Origin of the sequence: Aureimonas flava (assembly GCF_003583935.1) — a bacterium.
GTDB classification, from domain to species: Bacteria; Pseudomonadota; Alphaproteobacteria; order Rhizobiales; family Rhizobiaceae; genus Aureimonas; species Aureimonas flava.
Map to the genome: position 1 here is coordinate 143,941 of NZ_QYRN01000006.1, position 16,033 is coordinate 159,973.

The window sequence follows — 16,033 nt, forward strand, 5'->3', positions numbered from 1 at the left end:
GGCTTTTGCTGCGCCGCGTCAGGCTCTATCTCCCGAGCGAATTTCGTCCTCTTGCCCGAAGGTCCGATCATGACTGCCACCGCCGAGACCGCGGCCCCGGCTTCCGGCGCGCCGAGCTTTCCGATCCCCGCCAACGTCTTCGCCGAGACGGTGACGGAGGTGAAGCACTACACGGACAGCCTGTTCAAGTTCCGCATGACGCGCCCGGCGAGCTTCCGCTTCCGCACCGGCGAGTTCGCGATGATCGGCCTGCCCAACGCCGAGAAGCCGGTGTTCCGCGCCTATTCGATCGCCAGCCCGTCCTGGGACGAGGAGCTCGAGTTCTTCTCGATCAAGGTGCCCGACGGTCCGCTGACCGAGCACCTCCAGAAGATCCGGCCGGGCGACACGGTGCTGATGCGCAAGAAGCCGACCGGCACGCTGGTGCTCGACGCGCTTCTGCCCGGCAAGCGGCTCTACCTGTTCTCGACCGGCACCGGCATCGCCCCCTTCGCGGGCACGATCCGCGACCCGGAGACCTACGAGAAGTTCGACCAGGTCATCCTCACCCACACCACGCGCACGCTGGCCGAACTGCACTACGGCGAGGAACTGGTCGAGGCGCTGCGCACGGACGAGATTCTCTCGGAGATTTCCGGCGGCAAGCTCCTGTACCATGGCTCGGCCACCCGCGAGGGCGAGCACAAGGGCGAGCGCATCACCACGCTGATGGAGACGGGCAAGCTGTTCACCGATCTCGGCGTGCCGCCGATCGACCCGGCCGAGGACCGCGCCATGATCTGCGGCTCGATGGCCATGCTCAAGGACACGGCCGCCATGTGCGAGCGCTTCGGCCTCGCCGAGGGCTCCAACGCGAATCCGGGCACCTACGTGGTGGAACGCGCCTTCGTCGATTGACGGCGGGGGCGCCGGGCCTTCTGGCCGGCGCCCGTCTCCGCTAGAACGGGTGCCCAGCCCGCCCGAGGATCGGAGTGCCCGATGACGACATTCTGGACGCCGGTCGCCGATTTCGACGCCGCCTACGACAATTCGGCCGCGGTCGCCGGGTCCTCGGCCTTCATCGGCGAGTTCGGGGCGCAGGCCGCCGCGTTCCGCGAGGCGGCCGGGGCGCGGGGCCGGGCCGAGCTCGACATCGTCTACGGAACCGACGCGCGGCACAGGCTCGACCTCTTCCGGCCCGACCGGGACCGGCCACAGGGGCTCGTGGTCTTCGTGCACGGCGGCTACTGGAAGGCGCTTGACAAGTCCGTCTGGTCGCACCTGGCGCGCGGCGCGCGCGACAACGGTTATGCCGTGGCGGTGCCGAGCTACCGGCTGGCGCCCGCCGCGCGCCTTGCCGAGATCGCCGAGGACGTGGCGCGCGCCGTCCTCCACGCGAGCCAGGCGGTGGACGGGCCGATCCGCCTCGTCGGACATTCGGCCGGCGGCCATCTTGTGGCGCGCATGATCGCGAGCGATTCTCCGTTGCCGGCGTCGGCGATGTCGCGCATCGACCTCGTGGTACCCGTCAGCGGTCTGTCGGACCTGCGGCCGATCCGCCGCACCCGCATGAACGACATCCTGCGCATCGACGCGCGCGAGGCGCAGGCGGAAAGCCCGGCGCTGCTGGAGCCCGTCCACGACTGCCGTATCGAGGCCGTGGTGGGGGCGGACGAACTGCCCGAGCTGCGGCGCCAGACCCATGCGCTGGCTTCCGCCTGGGCGGGGCTCGGCGCCCGCATCGCCGCGAGCGAGATCGCGGGGACGCACCATTTCGACGTGGTCGCCAGCCTCGCGGACGCCTCGGGGCGCCTGGCGCGCCTGGTGAGCGCCTGACGAACTCGCGTCCGGCGCGTCGCGCTTTGACGCGCGGCGCGTCGCTCTGATAGGCACGAGCCGGAGGTCCCCATGCAAGCCATCTTCGTCCAGTTCAAGTGTCGGCCCGGCAAGGCCTACGCCGTCGCCTGCGCCCTTGTGGAGACGGTGGAGGAAATCTCGGAGGTGTTCTCCACCTCCGGCCAGTACGACCTCATCGCCAAGTTCTACCTGGACGCCGGCCGCGACATCGGCCACTTCGTCACCGAGCGGCTCCAGGTGCTGGACGGCGTGTCCGACACGTTCACCACGGTAGCCTTCAAGGCCTTCGGGCGCGGCTGAATGAGCGCTCGCGCCTCGTGCCGCCTGGCGGCCCTCGTGTCCTCGCCGGACGAGGCCCGCCGCGCCCTCGAAGGAGGCGCGGACTACGTGCTCGCCCCGGCCCGGCGTGACCGACCCGCCCTGGGCGTGCCGGACCGCCTGCGCGAGACGGGCGAGCAGACGCTGTTCGCGGTGGCGGCCGACGAGGCGCTGCCGGCCGAGCCGCGCCGCGTCCGCAGCGTGGAGGCGCCCGCCGACCCGGCCGACTTCCGGCGCGAGGGCGTCGCCATCCTCCTTCTCGATCCGGGCCGGCCGCTGCTGCGGGCCCTGTCGCTGGAGGTTCTCGCCAACCAGGTCGCGGCCTGCCACGCGGCCGGCGTCGAGTGCTGGTTCGGCGGGGCGCTGGAGCTGCCGGACCTGCCGCGCCTCACCGCACTGAACCCCGACGCGCTGGTGGTGGAAGGGTTCGACGCCGAGGCGCTCGCCGAGGCGCGCCGGATGCTCGAGCCGCCGCCCGAGCCGTCGCCGGGCGCCCCGACCGACCTGATCCGCATGACCAACCTCGTGCTCTCGGCCCGCGTCGGCGCCTACGGCTTCGAGCGCGACCGTGCCCAGCGCCTCCGGTTCAGCGTGGAGGCGGCGGTCCGGCGTCCGAGCGCCGGGGTCCCGCGCGCGATCGGCGAGGTCTATTCCTACGACATCGTGATGGATGCCGCGCGCCGCCTCTGCGAGCGCGGGCACACCGACCTGGTGGAGACGCTGGCCGAGGAACTGGCGGGCGAACTCCTGGCCGACCCGCGTCTGGTCGAGGTGATGGTCCGCGTGGAGAAGCTCGATCTCGGCCCGGAAGCGGTGGGCATCGAGATCCGACGCGCCAAGGGTGCGGTGCACTCGGCCTGATCGCGGTTTTCACGCGCGTGTGACGGGGAACTTTGCAAGCGGGAGAAAACTTGTTCAAAATGGGGCGCAACGGACCCTGGTCCGAAGCGTGCCGAAATGCAGAGTTGGGAGTCGCCGGAAATGAAGGACGTCCTGGTCGTCAAGTTCGGCGGCAGCTCGATCGCCTCCACGGACCTGCGCAAGTGGGTCGAGGCGATCGAGAAGTCGACGCGTCGCCTCGTGGTGGTGCCGGGCGGCGGTCCCTTCGCCAAGCTCGTGCGCCAGTACCAGACGCGCATCGGCTACGACGACGACGCCGCGCACCGCATGGCGCTCCTCGGCATGGAGCAGTTCGGCCACGCGCTGACGAGCCTGGGAACGCGGCTTCGTCCCGCCGCGACGATCGAGGCCATCGCCGCCGCGCACGCCGACGGGATGATCCCGGTCTGGATGCCGGCCAAGCTGGTGTTCCGCGCCGACGAGATCGAACACACCTGGAGCACCACGTCCGACAGTCTCGCGGCCTGGCTCGCCGGGCGGATCGAGGCCGCCTCGCTCTGCCTCATCAAGCAGATCGACCTGCCGACGGGCTCCACCATCGAGGCGGTGTCCGCCGCGGGCGTCGTGGACCCCGGCTTCGTCGGCCTCCTGCATCCCGCGACGCGCGTTTTCGTGGCCGGGCCGTCCGACCTCGCCGTGGCCGGCCGCCGGCTTGCCGAAGGCACGGTGCCGGGGCGCGAGGTGGCGCACGAGAAACAGGCCGGATTCGTCGAAGCCGCCCAGTGACGCCGTCCAGCCACGGCGCGGGCGACGCCGTCATCGAGACCGCGCGTCCCACGGGCGCGTCGAGCGCCGCGACGCCGCCGCTCCAGCGTGCCCGAGGCGAGGCGAGCGCCCTCGTCGGGGCGTCGCGACGCGGCCAGCGGGCCCGCAGCGGCATCCGTCGCCTCCATCAGGCCGGATGCCTGAAGCTGCGCTTTCCGCGCCTGCCGTCCGACGAGTGCCAGGCCGTGGTCATCAACACCGCCGGTGGCCTCACCGGCGGCGACCGGCTGGCGCTCGGCTTCGAGCTGGAGGCCGGCGCGGCGCTGACGGTGACCACCCAGGCCTGCGAGCGGATCTACCGGTCGAGCGGCGGCGCGGCGGAGGTCGAACTGACGATGCGGCTGGGGCAGGGGGGCACGCTGTCCTACCTGCCGCAGGAAACCATCCTCTTCGACGGCGGGCGCCTCGCGCGCCGGCTGACGCTCGACGCGGCGGCCGATAGCCGCTTCCTGCTTCTGGAAAGCGTGATCCTCGGGCGCGCGGCGATGGGCGAGACCGTGACGGAAGGCGAGATCGTCGACCGGTGGCGGATCCGCCGGGACGGCCGGCTCGTCCTGGCGGAGAACCTGAGGCTCGGCGGCGCGATCGGCGCCCTGACCGCGCGGGGCTGCACGCTCGGCGGCGCGCGCGCCTTCTCGACCCTGGTCTGGCAGGGACCGGAACCCGGCGCCATGCTGCGGCGACTGCGCGGGGAGCTGCGGGAGGGGGAGGGGGCCAGCCTCGTGGACGGGCTCGTGGTCGCGCGCCTCGTGGCGGCCGACGGCTACGCGCTCAGAAAACGTCTCTGGCCGGCCGTCGCGCTGCTGGCGCAATCCCCACTGCCGCTTGTATGGTCCGTCTGACCGCAGTCCCCAATCGGAACCGATCCTCATGAACCTGACCCCGCGCGAGAAGGACAAGCTCCTGGTGGCCATGGCGGCGACGGTCGCGCGCAAGCGCCTGGACCGGGGCGTCAAGCTCAACCACCCGGAAGCGATCGCCCTGATCACCGATTTCGTGGTGGAGGGCGCGCGGGACGGGCGCTCGGTGGCCGACCTCATAGAGGCCGGCGCCCATGTCGTGACCCGCGATCAGGTGATGGAGGGCATCGCCGAGATGATCCACGACATCCAGGTCGAGGCGACCTTTCCCGATGGCACCAAGCTCGTCACCGTGCACGAGCCGATTCGCTGAGCGGATCCGCCGGCGCCATGGCGACGATCTCGCCGGCGGGCGCGCCGACCACGAACCGGTAGCTGCGCGACATGTGCGAGTAGTAGGCCGGCCCGCTGGTGCCGTTCATGGTCACGGTGCGCACCTGGAAGGGTTCCGGCGCGCCGGCCGGTATCGCCGTGCCCGCCGTCGCCAGCAGCGCCACGGCCAGGATGGCCGCTCCCGTCAGCTTGGGTCTCATCGTTCGTCGGTCCCTGTGCCGCCGGTTCTGTTGTCGGTCGGCGCTTGCCCGCCGCCGATGACCAGCTTGTCTGGGACCGGAAACTAGCAGGCGCGGGTTTCGATCCGGTGTCGTCGCCGGTGCTCGGTGTTGCGCGCCCGTTGCGAGCGAGGCACCGACTTTGACAGGGCCGTGTCGCGGCTCCATGATCCCGGGCCGAGGCGAAGCATCCAGACGGGCCGGTACCGATGATTCCAGGCGAGATCCTGACGCGCGAGGGCGAGATCGTCCTGAACGAGGGGCGCGACGCCCTCAGCCTGCGCGTCGCCAACACGGGCGATCGGCCGATCCAGGTCGGCTCGCATTACCATTTCGCCGAGACCAACCCGGCGCTCGACTTCGACCGTGCCGCCGCGCGCGGCATGCGGCTCGACATCGCCGCCGGCACCGCCGTGCGCTTCGAGCCCGGCCAGTCCCGCGACGTGCGGCTGATCGCCTTCGCGGGCGACCGGCGCGTTCATGGGTTCAACGCGCGGGTTTCGGGGCCGCTGGAGGGCTAAGGTCCCGCCCGCTTGCGCCGTCAGTATCCGCGAGCGTCGGGGGTCGCGTTGGGGCCCATGCGCAAGGCGGCCCGGATGGCGCCGAGATCGACGTTCACGCGCGCGCGGGGGATGTTGTAGAGCGCGGCCGATCCCGCACCCGACTGCCCGTAGGTGGTTCCACCCACCGTGTCGCCGGTCGTGCCGGCGTTTCCGATCGTGGTGGCCGAGCCGACGTCGCCGGTGCGTGCGGCCGCGTCGGCGTTGATCGAGTTGAGCGTGCCCGAGCCCGCCGTGGCGCGCTGCTGCGTGCTGGTGGCGCTGGAGCCGACGCCGCCCGAGGAATCGATCGCGTTGCTCGCCCCGCCGAGGCTCGGCGTGCTGGTGGAGCTGCTGCTTGTGCTGGAACTGCCCGACGAGCCGACCGAGTTCGATGCGCCGCCGAGCGACTGCGCCCCGGCGGGCACCGCGAGGGACGGGCCCAGAAGGGCGGCGAGGCCAAGGAGGAACAGCGGAGCGCGGCGCATGGGGCGGGCCTTTCGGTTGAGCGACCGCGCCGGGTCGGGCGCGCGCAGCCGTGAAACGGGAGCAGACATCCCGTCCGCTATAGGGGCAAATGTCTGAGCGGAGGCTTAAGTTGCATCAGCGCGCCTCCCGCACGATCCGGGCCCGGCGCGGTGGCGAGATCGGCCGCGTCACGCCGCTCCGGTTGATCACCGATCCGTCCGAGCGGGCGAAGTCCCCGGCCGTGTCCGGCTCGATGGTGGAGCGCCCTTCGGCGGCGCGGAGCCGGGACGACGTGCCGTCGGCATCCGGGCGCACGATGCGCGGGTGCAGGTACGAATCGTCGTAGTCGCGCCCGTAGGCCCGCTCCTGAACCGTGTCGCCGAACACCGGAGCGTTGGGGATCGCGAGCGGGGGCGACGGCGGCCGATAGCCGGCGATCGGCGCCCCCGACATGGACTGGCCGACCGAGATGCCCGGCGGCCCCGGATCGAAGGGCTGGGCGCCGGCCTCGGCGGCGAGCGAGGCCGCCAGGGCGACGGCGGCGGCGTGCGGACGGAATGGCATCGTGTTCTCCCGGTTTCCGAAGGGCAACGCGCGGCGCGCAAAAAAGCTCGGTGACCCCGCGGCGGGAGGCAGACAAGCCGGCGCGCGCGGCCTAGTCTTGTGCGGCGCAACCGCAAGTCGCCGGAGGAGCCGTGTCCACTTCGATCTCTCGTCCCGCCTACGCCGCCATGTACGGGCCGACCACCGGGGACCGCGTGCGGCTGGCCGACACCGATCTCCTGATCGAGGTGGAACGGGATCTGACCACCTACGGCGAGGAGGTCAAGTTCGGGGGCGGCAAGGTGATCCGCGACGGCTTGGGCCAGTCGCAGCGCTCGCGCGCCGAAGGGGCGGTCGACACGGTGATCACCAACGCGCTGATCCTCGACCATTCGGGGATCTACAAGGCCGACGTCGGCCTGCGGGGCGGGCGCATCGCGGCGATCGGCAAGGCGGGCAACCCGGACACGCAGCCGGACGTCACCATCGTGGTCGGCCCGGGCACGGAGGCGATCGCCGGCGAGGGCAAGATCCTCACCGCCGGCGGCATCGACAGCCACATCCACTTCATCTGCCCGCAGCAGATCGACGAGGCGCTGTATTCCGGCGTCACCACCATGATCGGCGGCGGCACCGGCCCCGCCCACGGCACGCTCGCCACCACCTGCACGCCCGGCCCCTGGCACCTGGCCCGCATGATCCAGTCGCTCGACGCCTTTCCGATGAACTTCGCGCTGTCGGGCAAGGGCAACGCCTCCCAGCCGCAGGCGCTGGTGGAGATGGTCAAGGCGGGTGCCGCCGCGCTCAAGCTGCACGAGGACTGGGGCACCACGCCCGCCGCCATCGACTGCTGCCTCTCGGTGGCCGACGACCACGACGTGCAGGTGATGATCCACACCGACACGCTGAACGAATCCGGCTTCGTGGAGAACACGGTGGACGCCTTCCGGGGGCGCACCATCCACGCCTTCCACACCGAGGGCGCGGGCGGCGGCCACGCGCCCGACATCATCCGCGTCTGCGGCCTGCCCAACGTCCTGCCGGGGTCCACCAACCCGACCCGGCCCTACACGGTGAACACGCTGGAGGAGCATCTCGACATGCTCATGGTGTGCCACCATCTCGACGCCTCGATCCCCGAGGACATCGCCTTCGCCGAATCGCGCATCCGCAAGGAGACGATCGCTGCGGAGGACATCCTCCACGACATCGGCGCCTTCTCCATCATCGCCTCCGACAGCCAGGCGATGGGCCGGGTCGGCGAGGTGGTGATCCGCACCTGGCAGACCGCCGACAAGATGAAGCGGCAGCGCGGCGCGTTGCCGGGCGAAACCGGCGACAACGACAACCTGCGCGCCCGACGCTACGTGGCGAAATACACGATCAACCCGGCCATCGCGCATGGCCTGTCGCGGGAGATCGGCTCGGTGGAGGTCGGCAAGCGCGCCGATCTCGTTCTCTGGGATCCGGCCTTCTTCGGCGTGAAGCCGGCCATGGTGCTGCTCGGCGGCACGATCGCGGCCGCCCCGATGGGCGATCCCAACGCCTCGATCCCGACGCCGCAGCCGATGCACTACCGGCCAATGTTCGGTGCCTTCGGCAAGGCCGTGGGCGCCAGCGGCGTGACCTTCGTGTCGGGCGCGGCGATGGCCGACGGGCTGCGCGAGAAGCTCGGCTGCGAGAAGACGTTCCTGGCGGTGGAGAACACCCGGTCGGGCATCTCCAAGGCCTCCATGATCCTCAACGACCGGACGCCGCACATCGAGGTGAATCCGGAAACCTACGAGGTGCGCGCCGACGGCGAGCTTCTCACCTGCGAGCCCGCCAAGGTCCTTCCGATGGCGCAGCGGTACTTCCTGTTCTAGGGTCGCTGCATGGCCAAGCCGCACGTCGCCGACGCCCCGCTTCACGAACGCGACGCCAACGTCTGGACGCAGAACCAGGCGGCGAAGCCGCGCGCGCGGACGTACGCTTCGATCGACCGGCGCGACACGGCCGAGGAACTCGAGAGCCTCGGCGCCCTCCGGCGCGGCGAGATCGAAAGCCGGAGGAACGTCCCGCTTCCGCATTTCCCGAAAGGGACCTGCCAGCCGTCCCTCAGGTCCGGCGGTCGGAAGGGCGCGATCGCCGAGCAGCGCCGTCGGCTGCATCGGCGAATGACCGGGAGCCCGAGCCTGAAAATCTATCCCGACGAGGTGTTGGCGGAAGAATTCGCGCGCGCCGGGACCCTCGCTGCGTCCGGGGCCGATCTTCCCGGAGACGCCTTCCCGCAATCCTGCCCCTTTCGGCTGGAAGACATCCTCCTTCCCGATTTCTACCCTGACGGCGAATGAAGACTGCCCTGATCCTGCCCGCGGCGCTGACCGCGCTGGTTGCCGGCGCCAAGGCCGACCCGCTGACGCTCGACCTGCCCGGCGCGCCCGAGCGCATGCGCTTCGCCTACGAGTGCTCCGACGGCGTGCGCCGCGAGGTGGAATACGTGAACCTTCCCGACAACGACCTCGCGCTGGTCGAGGCGGGGCCCAGCCGGCGCCTCTTCGTCGGCGTCATCTCCGCATCGGGGGCGAAATACGCGGCCGGCGCGCAGGTCTGGTGGTCCAAGGGGACCGAAGCCAGCCTCCTCGACGTCACCAAGGGCGATGCGCCGGTCGCCGAATGCCAACAATCCAGGAAAGGGCCGCGCGGTTGATCGAGGCAGGACAGATCCGCGAGCGGGGCCGTTGGGACGCTCCGGCCGACGACACGATCACGCTGGACGAGGCGCAGCGCCATCGGCGCCGGATGGCCATGGTGTCGGACGGCGGCATCGCCTTCCTGCTCGATCTGCCCGAGGCGCGTCTCCTGGTGGAGGGCGACGCGATCGTCCTGTCGGACGGGCGCCTGGTCGAGGTGCGGGCGAAGCCCGAACCGCTGCTCAGCGTCCGGGGACGCGACGCCGACCACCTTCTCCAGATCGCCTGGCAGATCGGCAATCGGCATCTGCCCTGCCAGATCCGCGACGGGCGCATCCTCCTGCGCCGCGACCACGTGATCGCCGACATGCTGCGCGGGCTGGGCGCCGATGTCCACGAGGTCGAGGCGGCGTTCGACCCCGTGGGGGGCGCCTATGCGGGCGGCCATCACCACGCGCATGACTGACGGTCCGCCGCCGGCGGGGACCTGCGATCTCGCGGCGCTGGTGAAGCTTCAGACCTGGCTGTCGCCGGCCTTCCCCGTTGGCGCCTTCGGCTATTCGCACGGGCTGGAGGCGGCGATCGCGGGCGGGCTCCTGCGCGATTCGCCCGGCTGTCACGACTGGATCGCGACGCTGCTGGAATACGGCAGCGGCTGGAACGACCTGGTGCTTCTCGCGGCGGCCCACCGCGCGGCGGCGGCGGGGCGGGACGAGGACCTCACCGAGCTCGCGGACCTTGCGGCCGCCTTGTCCGGCTCGGCCGAGCGCCGCCGCGAAACCGCGGACCTCGGGGCGGCCTTCGCTGCGGCGGCCGCGCCCTGGGGCTCGGGACGGGGGGCGGCGATGCCCTATCCGGTGGGGGTCGGCGCCCTTGCCGCGCAACAGCGCGTGCCGCTCGAAGCCGCCTGCGCGGCCTTCGCCCACGCGTTCGCCGCCAATCTCCTCAGCGTCTGCGTGCGCCTCGTGCCGCTCGGCCAGCGCGAGGCGGTGGCGATCCTGCATGCGTTCGAGCCCGTGCTGGAGCGGGTGGCCCGATGCGCCGGCGCCTCGACGCCGGACGACCTCGGCTCGGCGGCGATCCTGTCGGACATTCAGGCGATGCGACACGAAACCCTGGAAACGAGGCTATTTCGCACATGACCACGATCGAGACGGCCGTGACCTCGCTTCGCCGCAACGGGCCCTTGCGGGTGGGGATCGGCGGCCCGGTGGGCTCGGGCAAGACGACGCTCTGCGAGAAGATCTGCTTGGCGGCGCGCGAACGCTGGTCGATCGGCGTGGTCACCAACGACATCTACACGGTGGAGGACGCCGAGGCGCTGGTGCGCCGGCAGGCGCTGCCGGCCGACCGGATCGTCGGCGTCGAGACCGGCGGCTGCCCGCACACGGCGATCCGCGAGGACGCCTCGTTGAACCTTCGCGCCATCGCGGACCTGCGCGCGCGCCACCCCGACCTCGATCTCGTGCTGGTGGAATCGGGGGGCGACAACCTCGCCGCGACCTTCTCGCCCGACCTCGTGGACCTGTCGATCTACGTCATCTCCGTGTGCCAGGGCGACGACATTCCGCGCAAGGGCGGCCCGGCGATCACGCGTTCGGACCTCCTGGTGGTGAACAAGACCGACCTCGCGCCCCATGTCGGGGCCGATCTCGCGCGCATGGCGGCGGATGCCGAGCGCGGCCGCAAGGGGCTGCCCACCGTGTTCGCGGACCTGTCGCGGCGCGTCGGCCTCGACGACATCCTCGATTTCCTGGCGGCCACCGGCGGCCTCCCGGCGCGCCACGTGGCGGCCTGAGCGATGGCGCGCCTGTTCCTGAAATCGCCGCTCGCCGTCCACGCGCCGGGCGCCGAGGGCGGGCTCGTGGTGGAGGACGGCCGGATCGCGGAGCTGGTGGCGTCGGGCGGCGCGCCCGCCGCGCCCGTGGACGAGACCTTCGACGCCTTCGCCCACGTGGTGCTGCCGGGCCTCGTCAACACGCACCACCACTTCTACCAGACGCTGACCCGCGCCCATCCCGCGGCGGTGGACAAGGAGCTGTTTCCCTGGCTCCAGGCGTTGTATCCGATCTGGGCGAGGCTCGATCCGCACAGCTTCCGCCTGTCGGTGCGCCTGGCGCTGACCGAGCTGCTCCTGTCCGGCTGCACCACGGCGGCCGACCACCACTACCTCTTCCCACAGGGGCTCGGCGATGCGATCGACGTCGAGGCCGAGGAGGCGCGGGCCCTCGGCATCCGCGTGACGCTGACGCGCGGCTCCATGAACCTGTCGCAGAAGGACGGTGGCCTGCCGCCCGATTCCGTGGTGCAGGACGAGGACGAGATTCTCGCCGATTCGGAACGGCTGCTGACGACGCTCCACGAGCCGGGCGAGGGCGCGATGGTGCAGGTGGCGCTGGCGCCCTGTTCGCCCTTTTCCGTGACCAAGAGCCTGATGGAGAAGAGCGCCGGGCTTGCGGAGCGGTTCGACTGCCGGCTCCACACCCATCTCGGCGAGACCGAGGACGAGAACCGCTTCTGCGAGGAACGCTTCGGCTGCCGGCCGGTGGACTACCTGGAGGAGGTCGGCTGGCTCGGGCCTCGCACCTGGCTCGCCCACGGCATCCATCTCACCACGGAGGAATGCCGACGGCTCGGCCGGCATCGCGTCGGCGTCTGCCATTGCCCGACCTCCAACGCGGTGCTCGCCTCGGGTTTCTGTCCCACGGCGGAGCTGGAGGCGGCCGGAAGCCCGGTCGGCCTCGGGGTCGACGGCTCGGCCTCCAACGACAGTTCCAACATGATGGAGGCGGTCCGCCACGCGCTGATGGTCAATCGCCTGCGGCGCGGCTCCGCCTCCGCCGTCACCGCGCGCGACGCCATCCGCTGGGCGAGCGAGGGCTCGGCCGCCTGCCTCGGACGCACGGACATCGGGCGGATCGCCGTGGGCTCCCAGGCGGACCTTGCCCTGTTCACGCTGGACGAGCTTCGCTTCTCCGGGGCGCACGACCCGATCGCCGCGCTCGTGCTGTGCGGGGCCACGCGGGCCGACCGCGTGATGGTGGCAGGGCGCTGGCGCGTCGTGGACGGGATGCCGGTCGGCCTCGATCTCGCGCGGCTGCGCCGCGAGCACGGCGAAGCCGCGCGCCGCTTCGCCTGAGAAACGCTAGAGGCGCCGGCAGCGAAAGGCGCTGGTGACGTAGGGCATCGTCACCTCGCTCTTGCCCGCGAGATCCGGGGTCGCGTCGATCACGGCCTGGAGGCGGTCTGCGACCGTCTCGCGCTCCGGCGCCGGCAGCGCGGCGACGAAGCTCACCGACAGGAACCGGTCGAGGATCACGTGCTCGGCCGCGCCGCGATGCGCGTGGGCGAAACGCGTTTCCTCGAGCGGCGCGAACCCGTGCGCCGGGAACATCGCCCGCCACGCGCCCGATCCGTAGCGCGGCGCGTCGTCGGCCCACGCGTCGACCACTTCGCCGAGCGCGCGTACCCACGGCACCGTCTCGTCCCGCACGTTCCAGACCAGCAGAAGCGAACCGCCGGGCTTCAGCACCCGTCGGAACTCGCCCATCGCCTCCGGCGTCGCGAACCAGTGGAAGGACTGCGCGCAGCACACGGCGTCGATCGAGCCATCCGGGAAGGGAAGGTCGGCCGCCACCGCCTCGATCGCGCGGATGCCGGGGTGATGTGCGCAGAACGCCGCGCGCATCGCCTCCACCGGCTCCACCGCGACGACCTCGCAGCCCGTTCGCGCCAGATGCGGGGTGAACTTGCCCGTGCCCGCCCCGATCTCCGCCGCGATGCGACCCGGCCCGAGCGAGGCGGCGAGCCATTCGTCCAACGCCGGCGGATAGTCCGGGCGGCCGCGCATGTAGGTGTCCGCGGTCCGGTTGAACCCCTCGCCGGCCGCGCGGTGCACGCTCATCGAAGGCCGCGCTCAGGGCAGCGCGTAGGCGATCACCGAATCGCCGCGCTTGGTGCCGAGCGATCCGTGGCCGCCCGCGACCACCAGAACGTACTGTCGCCCGTCGGCGCCGCGATAGGTCATCGGCGTCGCCTGGCCGCCGGCCGGCAGACGCGCCTTCCAGAGCTCCTCGCCCGTGGTCACGTCGTAGCCGCGCACGTAGTCGTCGATCGTGCCCGACAGGAACGCCACGCCGCCGGCCGTCATCATCGGACCGCCGAGATTGGGCACGCCCATACGGAACGGCAGCGGGATCGGCGAGGCATCCCGCGTCGTGCCGTTCTTGTGCATCCACGCGGTCTCGCCGGTCGTCAGGTCGACGCCCGCGACATAGCCCCAGGGCGGCTGCTGGCAGGGCAGGCCGAGCGCCGAGGTGAAGGGGCCGAGCTCGATCGCGTAGGGCGCGCCGAAGTTCTCGTTCAGGGCGGGCAGCGCGCCCTGGGGCTGACTGTCGTTCACCACCAGGGTCCGGCTGTCGGGCCGGGGCACGAGGCGCGAGGTGAAGGCGAGGTAGGTCGGCGTCGCGAACATCACGCCGCGCGCCGGGTCCACCGCCACCGAGCCCCAGTTGAAGACGCCGAAATTACCCGGATAGATCAGCGACCCGTCCAGCGACGGCGGGGTGAACCGGCCGCCGTACGCCAGCCCGTGGAAGGCGATGCGGCAGGCGAGCTGGTCGAACATCGTGGCGCCCCACATGTCGCGCTCGCGCAAGGGGGGCGGATCGAAGGAGATCGCCGATTTCGGCTGCGTCGGGGCCGCGCGGTCGGGGAGGACGGCGCCGCCCGGCGCGCGCCGCTCGACCACGGGCATGACCGGCTCGCCGGTGCGCCGGTCGAGCACGAAGATCTCGCCCTGCTTGGTCGGCTGCACCAGCGCGGGCACGATCTCGTCGCCGATCGGAAGATCGATCAGGCTCGGCTGCGCGGGCACGTCGTAGTCCCACAGGTCGTGGTGCACGGTCTGGAAGTGCCAGCGCGGCTGGCCGGTGCGGATGTCGAGCGCGACGATCGAGGAGGAATACGCCTCGACCTCGGGCGAGCGGTTGGCACCCCACTGGTCCGGTGGCTGGTTGCCGAGCGGCACGTAGACGAGGCCGAGCGCCTCGTCGGCGCTCATGATCGACCAGGAATTCGGGCTGTTGGGCGTGTAGGTCTCGCCGGCCCCGATCGGCTGCGTGTCGTTCGGCTTGCCGGAATCCCAGTTCCACAGGAGGTTGCCCGTGGTGATGTCGAAGGCGCGGATCACGCCTGAGGCCTCGGCGGTGGAGACGTTGTCGAGCACCGTGCCGCCGACGATCACGCTGTTGCCGGCCACGATCACCGGAGAGGTCGAATAGTATGAGCCCGGATTGACGTTGGGCATGCGGTCCCAGAGGTCGATCTGTCCGTCGCCGCCGCCCGCGTTGGCGCAGACCGCGCCGGTCTCGGGGTCGAGGATCACGATCCGTCCGTCGGCGGTGGGCATGAAGAGCTTGTCGTCGCAGGTGGCGGTGCGGGCGTTGGCGGCGGCCACCGGCAGGCCGGGATCGGCACTGCCGCCGGTCTCGTCCACCGGTGCGCCGTCGGAGGCGCCGGGCGTCGCCGCGTCCTCCTGCGGGGCGGTGAGCCCGCCGCCGGCGGCCAGCTCGCTCGCGGTGCCCTGCGGCGCCGTGGATGCCGCAGGCTGGCTGGGCGAGGCGGGCTCCGCCGGTGCGGCGGCCTGCGGCGCGGCCGCCGCGGCCGCCTCGGCGCTCTGGTAGGACAGGCCCCGGCAGGTGAGATGCTGGAGTGCCAGCTCGCCCTGGATCACGGGGTCGTAGCGCCAGACCTGCGCGCCGGTGGTGGCGTCGAGCGCGATGACGTTCTGGTGCGGCGTGCAGAGGTAGAGGCGCTCGCCGATCTTGAGCGGCGTGACCTGGAAGGTGGTCTCCTCCGGATCGCCCGGCTGCGGCTCGTCGCCGGTCTCGAAATGCCAGGCGACCTGGAGCGAGGACACGTTGTCCGGCGTGACGTCGGTGAGCGGCGAGTAACGCTGGCCCATCTGGCTGCGGCCGTAGGCGAGCCAGTCGCCCTCGGCGACGCCGCCGTCGCCGACCCCGAGCCGCGTGCCGGGCAGTTCGCCCCGGATGCGATGGAGGTCCGTGAACCAGGACGTGGCGGCGACCGCGACGGCCGCCAGCAGCGAGGCGGCCAGGAAGGCGCGGTGCCCCGCCACCGGCGACAGGGCGGCCCCGCGCCCGTCCAGCGCGTCGGCCACGGTCCGGCGGGCAAGCGGGCGCGCCACCCACGGCAGGAGCAGCAGCGCGCCGATCACGAACACCACGTCGCCGCGCGCGGCCAGCGGCCACCAGTCGAAGCCGACCTCGTAGAGCGCCCAGATCAGGGTGCCGACCACGAGCACGGCGAAGACGCTGAGCGCCTCCGGGCGGCCGCGATGGAGGAGCACGGCCGTGGTCAGGAAGAGGAGCGCGGCGACCACGTAGTAGAACGAGCCGCCGACCGCCACGAGCCAGCCGCCGCCCAGGAGAAGGGCGACGCCGCAGAGCCCGACCACCCAGGTCATCACGCGCAGGAAGGTTCGGGAGGATCTCGTCGGCATCGCGCGTCCTTTCGCCGGGGCGCGGGGCCCGGCATCCGTGCGACGCCGTGGAACCCTG

At 71.7% G+C, this 16,033-nt stretch carries 20 protein-coding genes; 15 read left to right on the plus strand and 5 right to left on the minus strand.

Annotated elements, in window-relative coordinates; all coding sequences use genetic code 11:
- Positions 1-69 precede the first annotated feature (69 nt).
- The 7 genes from D3218_RS12460 to D3218_RS12490 all read left to right on the plus strand — a co-directional run bounded on the left by D3218_RS12460 (position 70) and on the right by D3218_RS12490 (position 4,992).
- A complete protein-coding gene (locus D3218_RS12460; RefSeq protein ID WP_119540412.1) occupies positions 70-897 on the plus strand; it encodes a ferredoxin--NADP reductase in 828 nt (275 codons plus the stop codon).
- 81 nt (positions 898-978) lie between these two features.
- Entirely contained in the window at positions 979-1,815 is an 837-nt protein-coding gene (locus tag D3218_RS12465) for an alpha/beta hydrolase (RefSeq protein ID WP_119540413.1), read from the plus strand.
- Between the two features lie 72 nt (positions 1,816-1,887).
- Positions 1,888-2,136, plus strand: a complete 249-nt coding sequence (locus D3218_RS12470) for an Lrp/AsnC ligand binding domain-containing protein (RefSeq protein ID WP_119540414.1) — start codon at positions 1,888-1,890, stop codon at positions 2,134-2,136.
- Entirely contained in the window at positions 2,137-3,015 is an 879-nt protein-coding gene (locus D3218_RS12475) for a dihydroneopterin aldolase (protein ID WP_119540415.1), read from the plus strand.
- A 120-nt stretch (positions 3,016-3,135) separates the two neighbouring features.
- Entirely contained in the window at positions 3,136-3,780 is a 645-nt protein-coding gene (locus tag D3218_RS12480) for an amino acid kinase family protein (RefSeq protein ID WP_119540416.1), read from the plus strand.
- On the plus strand, positions 3,777-4,661 hold the full coding sequence (locus D3218_RS12485) for an urease accessory protein UreD (RefSeq protein WP_245415032.1): 885 nt from the start codon (positions 3,777-3,779) through the stop codon (positions 4,659-4,661). The genes D3218_RS12480 and D3218_RS12485 overlap by 4 nt, the downstream gene beginning before the upstream one ends.
- A 28-nt stretch (positions 4,662-4,689) precedes the next feature.
- Positions 4,690-4,992 (plus strand): urease subunit gamma, encoded by a 303-nt coding sequence (locus tag D3218_RS12490; protein WP_119540417.1) that lies wholly within the window; start codon positions 4,690-4,692, stop codon positions 4,990-4,992.
- Here the strand turns inward: D3218_RS12490 and D3218_RS12495 are convergent.
- Positions 4,967-5,212, minus strand: coding sequence for a hypothetical protein (locus D3218_RS12495; protein WP_119540418.1), 246 nt, complete (start codon positions 5,210-5,212; stop codon positions 4,967-4,969). The two genes, D3218_RS12490 and D3218_RS12495, sit on opposite strands and share 26 nt — an antisense overlap.
- A gap of 227 nt (positions 5,213-5,439) precedes the next feature.
- Here D3218_RS12495 and D3218_RS12500 point away from each other — a divergent pair, with 227 nt between their 5' ends.
- Positions 5,440-5,751 (plus strand): urease subunit beta, encoded by a 312-nt coding sequence (locus D3218_RS12500; RefSeq protein WP_119540419.1) that lies wholly within the window; start codon positions 5,440-5,442, stop codon positions 5,749-5,751.
- A gap of 20 nt (positions 5,752-5,771) precedes the next feature.
- Here D3218_RS12500 and D3218_RS12505 read toward each other — a convergent pair whose 3' ends face one another.
- A complete protein-coding gene (locus D3218_RS12505) occupies positions 5,772-6,257 on the minus strand; it encodes a hypothetical protein (protein WP_119540420.1) in 486 nt (161 codons plus the stop codon).
- Between the two features lie 115 nt (positions 6,258-6,372).
- Positions 6,373-6,801, minus strand: coding sequence for a hypothetical protein (locus D3218_RS12510; protein WP_119540421.1), 429 nt, complete (start codon positions 6,799-6,801; stop codon positions 6,373-6,375).
- Between the two features lie 131 nt (positions 6,802-6,932).
- Between D3218_RS12510 and ureC the strand changes: the two genes are divergently transcribed.
- The 7 genes from ureC to D3218_RS12545 are packed head-to-tail and all read left to right on the plus strand — an operon-like array spanning position 6,933 to position 12,591.
- A complete protein-coding gene (ureC, locus tag D3218_RS12515; RefSeq protein ID WP_119540422.1) occupies positions 6,933-8,645 on the plus strand; it encodes an urease subunit alpha in 1,713 nt (570 codons plus the stop codon).
- Between the two features lie 9 nt (positions 8,646-8,654).
- The gene (locus D3218_RS12520; RefSeq protein WP_119540423.1) at positions 8,655-9,113 is read left to right on the plus strand and encodes a DUF29 domain-containing protein; all 459 of its coding nucleotides are present in this window, start codon (positions 8,655-8,657) and stop codon (positions 9,111-9,113) included.
- Complete coding sequence (locus tag D3218_RS12525; protein ID WP_119540424.1) at positions 9,110-9,469, plus strand: MliC family protein; 360 nt, start codon at positions 9,110-9,112, stop codon at positions 9,467-9,469. Before D3218_RS12520 ends, D3218_RS12525 begins: the two co-directional genes overlap by 4 nt.
- The gene (locus D3218_RS12530; RefSeq protein WP_245415033.1) at positions 9,466-9,918 is read left to right on the plus strand and encodes an urease accessory protein UreE; all 453 of its coding nucleotides are present in this window, start codon (positions 9,466-9,468) and stop codon (positions 9,916-9,918) included. The genes D3218_RS12525 and D3218_RS12530 overlap by 4 nt, the downstream gene beginning before the upstream one ends.
- Complete coding sequence (locus D3218_RS12535; RefSeq protein ID WP_119540426.1) at positions 9,911-10,594, plus strand: urease accessory protein UreF; 684 nt, start codon at positions 9,911-9,913, stop codon at positions 10,592-10,594. The genes D3218_RS12530 and D3218_RS12535 overlap by 8 nt, the downstream gene beginning before the upstream one ends.
- On the plus strand, positions 10,591-11,250 hold the full coding sequence (gene ureG / locus D3218_RS12540) for an urease accessory protein UreG (RefSeq protein ID WP_119540427.1): 660 nt from the start codon (positions 10,591-10,593) through the stop codon (positions 11,248-11,250). The genes D3218_RS12535 and ureG overlap by 4 nt, the downstream gene beginning before the upstream one ends.
- 3 nt (positions 11,251-11,253) lie before the next feature.
- A complete protein-coding gene (locus tag D3218_RS12545) occupies positions 11,254-12,591 on the plus strand; it encodes an 8-oxoguanine deaminase (protein WP_119540428.1) in 1,338 nt (445 codons plus the stop codon).
- Between the two features lie 6 nt (positions 12,592-12,597).
- On the opposite strand, the gene D3218_RS12550 is transcribed toward D3218_RS12545, so the two are convergent.
- Both D3218_RS12550 and D3218_RS12555 read right to left on the minus strand, forming a co-directional pair.
- Positions 12,598-13,356 (minus strand): class I SAM-dependent methyltransferase, encoded by a 759-nt coding sequence (locus D3218_RS12550; RefSeq protein WP_119540429.1) that lies wholly within the window; start codon positions 13,354-13,356, stop codon positions 12,598-12,600.
- A 12-nt stretch (positions 13,357-13,368) separates the two neighbouring features.
- A complete protein-coding gene (locus D3218_RS12555) occupies positions 13,369-15,975 on the minus strand; it encodes a membrane-bound PQQ-dependent dehydrogenase, glucose/quinate/shikimate family (RefSeq protein ID WP_119540430.1) in 2,607 nt (868 codons plus the stop codon).
- Positions 15,976-16,033: the final 58 nt, after the last annotated feature.